The sequence below is a fragment of the Phytoactinopolyspora endophytica genome (assembly GCF_004138495.1).
Taxonomy (GTDB): Bacteria; Actinomycetota; Actinomycetes; order Jiangellales; family Jiangellaceae; genus Phytoactinopolyspora; species Phytoactinopolyspora endophytica.
In genome coordinates this window covers 106,385-111,830 of the sequence record NZ_ML142860.1, presented here as the reverse complement: position 1 = coordinate 111,830, position 5,446 = coordinate 106,385, and the positions used below count along the sequence as shown (strand labels likewise).

At 64.9% G+C, this 5,446-nt stretch carries 5 protein-coding genes; all 5 read right to left on the bottom strand.

Annotated elements, in window-relative coordinates:
- On the bottom strand, positions 1-386 hold a 386-nt coding region (locus tag ELR45_RS35640), incomplete at its 3' end, for a hypothetical protein (protein WP_165367996.1).
- Between the two features lie 287 nt (positions 387-673).
- Positions 674-1,657 carry an ABC transporter permease gene (locus tag ELR45_RS21770; protein ID WP_129668220.1) on the bottom strand — a complete coding sequence of 328 codons (984 nt, stop codon included), beginning with the start codon at positions 1,655-1,657 and terminating at the stop codon, positions 674-676.
- Entirely contained in the window at positions 1,650-2,576 is a 927-nt protein-coding gene (locus ELR45_RS21765) for an ABC transporter permease (protein WP_129668219.1), read from the bottom strand. Before ELR45_RS21765 ends, ELR45_RS21770 begins: the two co-directional genes overlap by 8 nt.
- Positions 2,577-2,588: 12 nt before the next feature.
- On the bottom strand, positions 2,589-3,953 hold the full coding sequence (locus tag ELR45_RS21760) for a M14 family zinc carboxypeptidase (RefSeq protein WP_240760040.1): 1,365 nt from the start codon (positions 3,951-3,953) through the stop codon (positions 2,589-2,591).
- Positions 3,954-3,972: 19 nt separating this feature from the next.
- The coding region (locus ELR45_RS21755; protein WP_165367995.1) for a peptide ABC transporter substrate-binding protein at positions 3,973-5,446 on the bottom strand (1,474 nt) is incomplete at its 5' end.

The following is a 5,446-nucleotide window of genomic DNA, read 5'->3' as shown; positions in this document are numbered from 1 at the left end:
TTCACCGTGTGCTGATCGAGCTTCACCGTGTGCTCGTCCAGCTTCGCACTGTGCTCGTCCAGCTTCACCGTGTGCTGATCGAGCTTCGCGCCATGCTCATCGAGTATCCGCTCATGCCTATGCTGCCCGGTGACAAGCAAGCGCAAGGTTTCCCCGTGCTCGAGCTGTGTCTTCCGCATCTCCTTCAGCGTCTTCCTCATCCCCCACCGCCTCTGCTCGAAGCCAGCAGCGTCGCTGGCAGCGCTCTTTGCCAGCGTCAGCGCGTCCGCGCTTTGCTCGAGGACCCTGGCTCTCTCCTTCTTCCAGCTTCTGGAATCTTCACTCAACTTCTTAACTTTGCCTTCGACAACGTGCACACGACGGTCCAAATCCTCGATCGTGGTCAAGCTTCCTCACTTTCCATAGATCAACGTCGGTTTGAGTGAGGCGCCTCACTGTTGATCATCAGAGTAGCGCTCCGCGCACTGTTGTCAAAATGGATATCCACAGGCTCGCTCCCAGCCCTCACCCACGCTCACAATGTGGCTTTGACCAGCACAGACAGCTCGTGTTGACGCACGTCAAGGCGCCCTGTACCGCGCCCTACAGCCCTCCGCAGGACCGGATAGGACCGCCGCGTCGGGCAAGCCATGACGGGTCGCCCGGCACAGCCCAGTTCGTGTCGCCAGTCGCCTTATCGCAGGCGCGGGTCGAACGCGTCGCGGATCACGTCGCCGAGCACGATGAAGCTCAGTACGGTGACGCTCAGAAAGATCGACGGGTAGATCAGCAGGTGCGGCGCGATCTGGAAGTCGGTCTGCGCATTCGACAGCTGAAGCCCCCAGGAGATCGCCGGAGCCTGCAACCCGACGCCCAGGAAGGTCAGCACCGCTTCAGCGACGATCGCCGTCCCGACGGCAATGGTGGCCATCACCATCACCGGAGCGATCGAGTTCGGCAGGATGTGCCGACGCAACAACCACCAGCTGCCCGCACCCAGCCCTCGGGCGGCCTGGACATAGTCGAGCTGTTTCACCGATAGCACCGACGAACGCATCACCCGGGTCATGGTGGGCCAGCCGAACAGGGCGAGGACCAGCGAGACCGTCCAGATGTTGCGGTTGTTCATGCTGTTGAGGACGACAAGGGCACCCAGGATGAATGGGAAGCCGAAGAACACGTCGGTGATCCGGGAGACCAGGGCGTCCAGCCACCGGCCGTGATACCCGGCGACGGCGCCGAGCACCACGGCGATCACCAGCGAGAACACGGTGACTAACAGACCGACGCTGATCGATGCCCGCGCGCCGTGGATCACGTTGGCGTAGACATCGCAGCCCTGCTTGTCGAAGCCGAACGGATGGCCGCTCGTCGGGCCGTCGCCGCTGCGACTCAGGTCGCACACGCGCGGGCTGCCGTTGCCGAACCAGCCGGCGAACAGCCCGGGGAAGACGGCCATCACGACCATGAGCAGTACGAAGAAGCCGCTGATCAAGAAGACTGGGTTCCGGCGCAGGTCTTGCCAGGCGTCCCCGAGCAGCGTCGCGCCCCGGTCCGGTTGTGCCGCTGCTCCGCCGGGTGCCTGAGAACCGTCGCCCGCAGGCTCCATGTCCGCCGGCCCACCTGGCCGAGCGGAGCCCGTCGGCCCCGCGCCCGGGCTGATCTCGCGTTCAGTCATGGCGGATCCTAGGGTCGAGTACGCCGTACAGCAGATCGACGACCAGATTGGCCAGCAAGAAGATCAGCACCAATGCCGTGGCGACCCCCACCACCACCGCACCTTCCTGCGTCTGCAGCGATCGGAACAGCAGCTGCCCTACGCCCGGCACATTGAAGATGCCCTCCACGACGACAGTCCCGCCCAGCAGGAAGCCGAGCTCGACGCCGAGAAAGGTCACCGCCGCGATGAGCGAGTTCCTCAGCACGTGCACGGACACCACGCGACGTCGGGACATCCCCTTGGCGACGGCCGCACGCACGTAGTCGGCGCGCAGGTTCTCCAGCACGCTCGCCCGCACCAGTCGCGCCACCGACGCCAGTCCGAACGCGGAGAGAATCACCGCCGGCAGGATGTAACTCGCAGGCCAGCCGTCTGCGACGCCGGAGACCGGGAAGATACCGGCGTTGACACCGAGGACCAGCTGGGCGGTGTAGCCGAGCACGAAGATCGGGATCGAGATGACGGCGATGCTGAAGAGCAGGATGGTGTAGTCCGGCCACCGGCCCCGCCGCAGGGCAGCGATGACGCCGAGCCCGATCCCGACGACGATCTCGATCAACCACGCGGTCACCGCCAGCCGGAGTGTCACCGGCCAGCGCTGAACCATCTGGTCCGACACCGATCTGCCGTTGAAGTCGGTTCCGAAGTCTCCCGTCAGCAGGTCACCCATGTACTTCAGGTACTGCACCAGCACCGGGTCGTTCAGGTTGTGCTCTTCTCGCATCGCGTTGATGACGCTCTCCGAGAGCGGCCGATCACCGGCCATCGCCCGGATCGGGTCGCCGGGAAGCGCCCACACCGCCAGATAGATCAGCAGCGTGACTCCGAAGAAGACGATGACCAGCTGAGCCAGCCGGGAGACGATATATCGGCCCACTATCGGTTCCGATCAGGACGGCGACGAAGTCGTCGCATACACGCTGGTCGCCAGGATGGCGGCATATTGGACGGCGGCCAGCTTCCCGAGCGGGATCGGCTCGGACGACGTTTCGGCCTCGGCCTCGCTCACCCAGGCATCGTAGATGCTGGACAGCGCTGCGTGCTGCTCCCGGATGACCGGCGTGCCGTTCCCGATGGCCAGCTCACCGTCGAGTGCCCGCAGCAGCATTCCGCCGTAGCGCAGCCGGAACATGTGCACCAGGTCGAGGCACCCGAACCGTTCCGCTTTCGTCGCCGGACGAGCGGCCTCCGGTTGCCCGGCACGGTAGTGCTCTTGCTGAGCGCCACGCACGAAGGCGGGGATGAACGCGCGCGAGGCACGGAGGAACGGCGACGCCACGGACAGGTCCGGCTCTGCCGCCCGCAACGTGTCCTGCAGCACGGTAGCCAGCTCATCGAGCCCTTCGGCACGCATCTTCAGCACGTCCGCGTACATCTCGTCAGCGAGACTGACGTCGTTCGCGTCCGGATGCGACCAGTAGGGCACCTCAGTCACCAAGGTCAACGTGTCGTATTTCTCGGCATACGCCCAGCTGGCCGTCCCCGCGTCGCGCTCGGCCGGGTCCAGCCCGGCCGCCTCGGCGAAGTCGTACTCAGCCTCGCTGCCACTCGTCCGGAAGATCGCGTCCGCCAGCCGTGGGACGTACGGGACCTCCGGTTCGCCAGTGTCCAGCGGCAATCCCAGAGAGTCCGGGATGGCCTGCAGATGCTCGTACAGCCCTGGGGTCTCCCGGGAGACGTAGTAGTAGATCCCGCCGTGCTCTCCGTTGTGCAGCGAGCACATGAATGCGGGTTTGGTGTCGTCGATGAGCCGCATGAGCGCCACGGTCTCCGGGATCATCCGGTCGAAGTAGGCACGCTTGTAGGAGAACGGGAAGGTCCACTCGACCTGCTCGTCGGGTGCCGGACGGTAGAAATGGCGGGCATAGTGGCCGCGTGTGTACGGCCCGGCGAACCAGCCTTCGTTGAGGCGAGCCCCATCCGGGTCGATGCACGGCACGACGTGCCACGTGTAGCCGAGGCGTTCTCGCAGATCTGCGTCGTCGACGAGAGTCCTTGCCAGGTGAGTCGCGGTCAGCGCCCCGATCGGCTCGTTCGGGTGGACCCCGCCGAAGACGACGGCTTGGGCCGGCCCGTCGCCGACGGTCAGCGCCCAGAGCGGTTCCCCGAGACGCGACGTCCCGATCCTGCGGAGCGCGGTTCCGGCGCTCTCGGCGATCTCGGCGAAGTCACGGTTGAGCTCGTCCACACTGGGGATGGCGGCGAACTCAGGAATCCGCTGCAGCGCTTCCTGGCCGGCGCGGGCCGGAGTCATGGTCACGGTGTTCCCTCTCCTAGTTATTGACGACGACCTCGGTCAGCTCGATCTCATCGAATCCGATGGTCACGTTGGACACGTTCTCGCTGTGCGCGAAGTTGTACGTCGCGTAGAACAGCGGGATAGCCGGGAAGTCCTCCATGATCAGCGCCTCGGCCTCCTGGTACAGCTCGGCGGCCTCCTCTGGAGTATTCGCGCCGTCGGCGTCCAGGATCAGCTGGTCGACCTCGGGATTCTCGTAGCTTCCGGCGCCCGCACGCCCAGAGCCCATCGAGCTCCAGACCTCGGTGAGTTGGTTCTGCATGCTCGGATAGAGCGAGCCCCAGCCACCCCGGAACATGCCGGTGACTGTCTGCTCATCGAGATCCTCGATGAACGCCGGGAAACCGGGCTGTGTCTCCAGGGCGACGTCGTCGATGGCGTCCAGGTTCTGCCGGATCTGGTTGGCGAGCGCCTCGAAGGTCTGGTCGTAACCGACACCGCCCGGGTACCACAGCTCCAGGATGGGTTCATCCCAACCGGACTCGTCGAGTAACTCGTTCGCGCGCTCCGGGTTGAACTCGCAGTACTCCCCGCAGAGCCCTTCGGTTCCGCCGCCATCGACGTTCTGTCCGTGCAACGACGACGCCGGCTGGTAGACACCGGCGAAGATCGCGTCGTTGACCTCGTCCCGGTCGATCGCCATCGAGATGGCCTGTCGGAGCCGCTCGTCTTGGAAGCGCTCGTCCCACAGCGGGAAACCCAGGAAGTCCAGGCGGACGGCCTGGAACGAGATGAAGCGGTCTCCGAAGTCCTGCTCGACCTGTTGGAACCGGGTCTGGGGCACGGAGATGATGTCGACCTCTCCGGCCGCGGCATCCGTGTACGAGGTCTCCATGTCACTGTAGATCTTGAAGACGAGGCCGTCCGCGTTCGCCGCAGGCCCTTGGTAGTCCTCGTACCTGACCATGCTGATCTGGACGTCGTGCTCCCAGGTGCCGTCTATCTGGAACGGGCCGTTGCCGACGGGCGCCTCGTCGAACGCGTCAAGGTCCTCGAAGGCCACCTCGGGCAGGGCGTAGAAGCCCGGAAGTTTGAGCTTGTAAATGAACTGACTGTCCGGGGTGCTCAGCGTGACCTGGAACGTGGTGTCGTCGATGACTTCGAGACCCGAGAGCGTATCCGTGCTCGGCTCGCCGTCTTCCGGGTTCAGCTCGTCGTACCCCTCGACGTTGGATAACTGAGCGTTGTTCTCCCATCCGTTCGGGCCGTACGCGGTCGCATTCCACGCGTCCACGTAGTTCTGCGCCACCACGGGCTCACCGTTGTGCCAGGTCCAGCCGTCCTCGATGGTGATGGTCCACACCACGTTGTCGTCGGTCTCGACTGACTCGGCCTGCAACAGTGTCGGCTCGGTGCCGTCGCCGAACTTCACCAAAGGCGAGAACAGCGCCTCGACCTCATTGAAGGCGCCGGTCATCCGGTGCGGCGTCAGGTGATCCGGCTCGTCC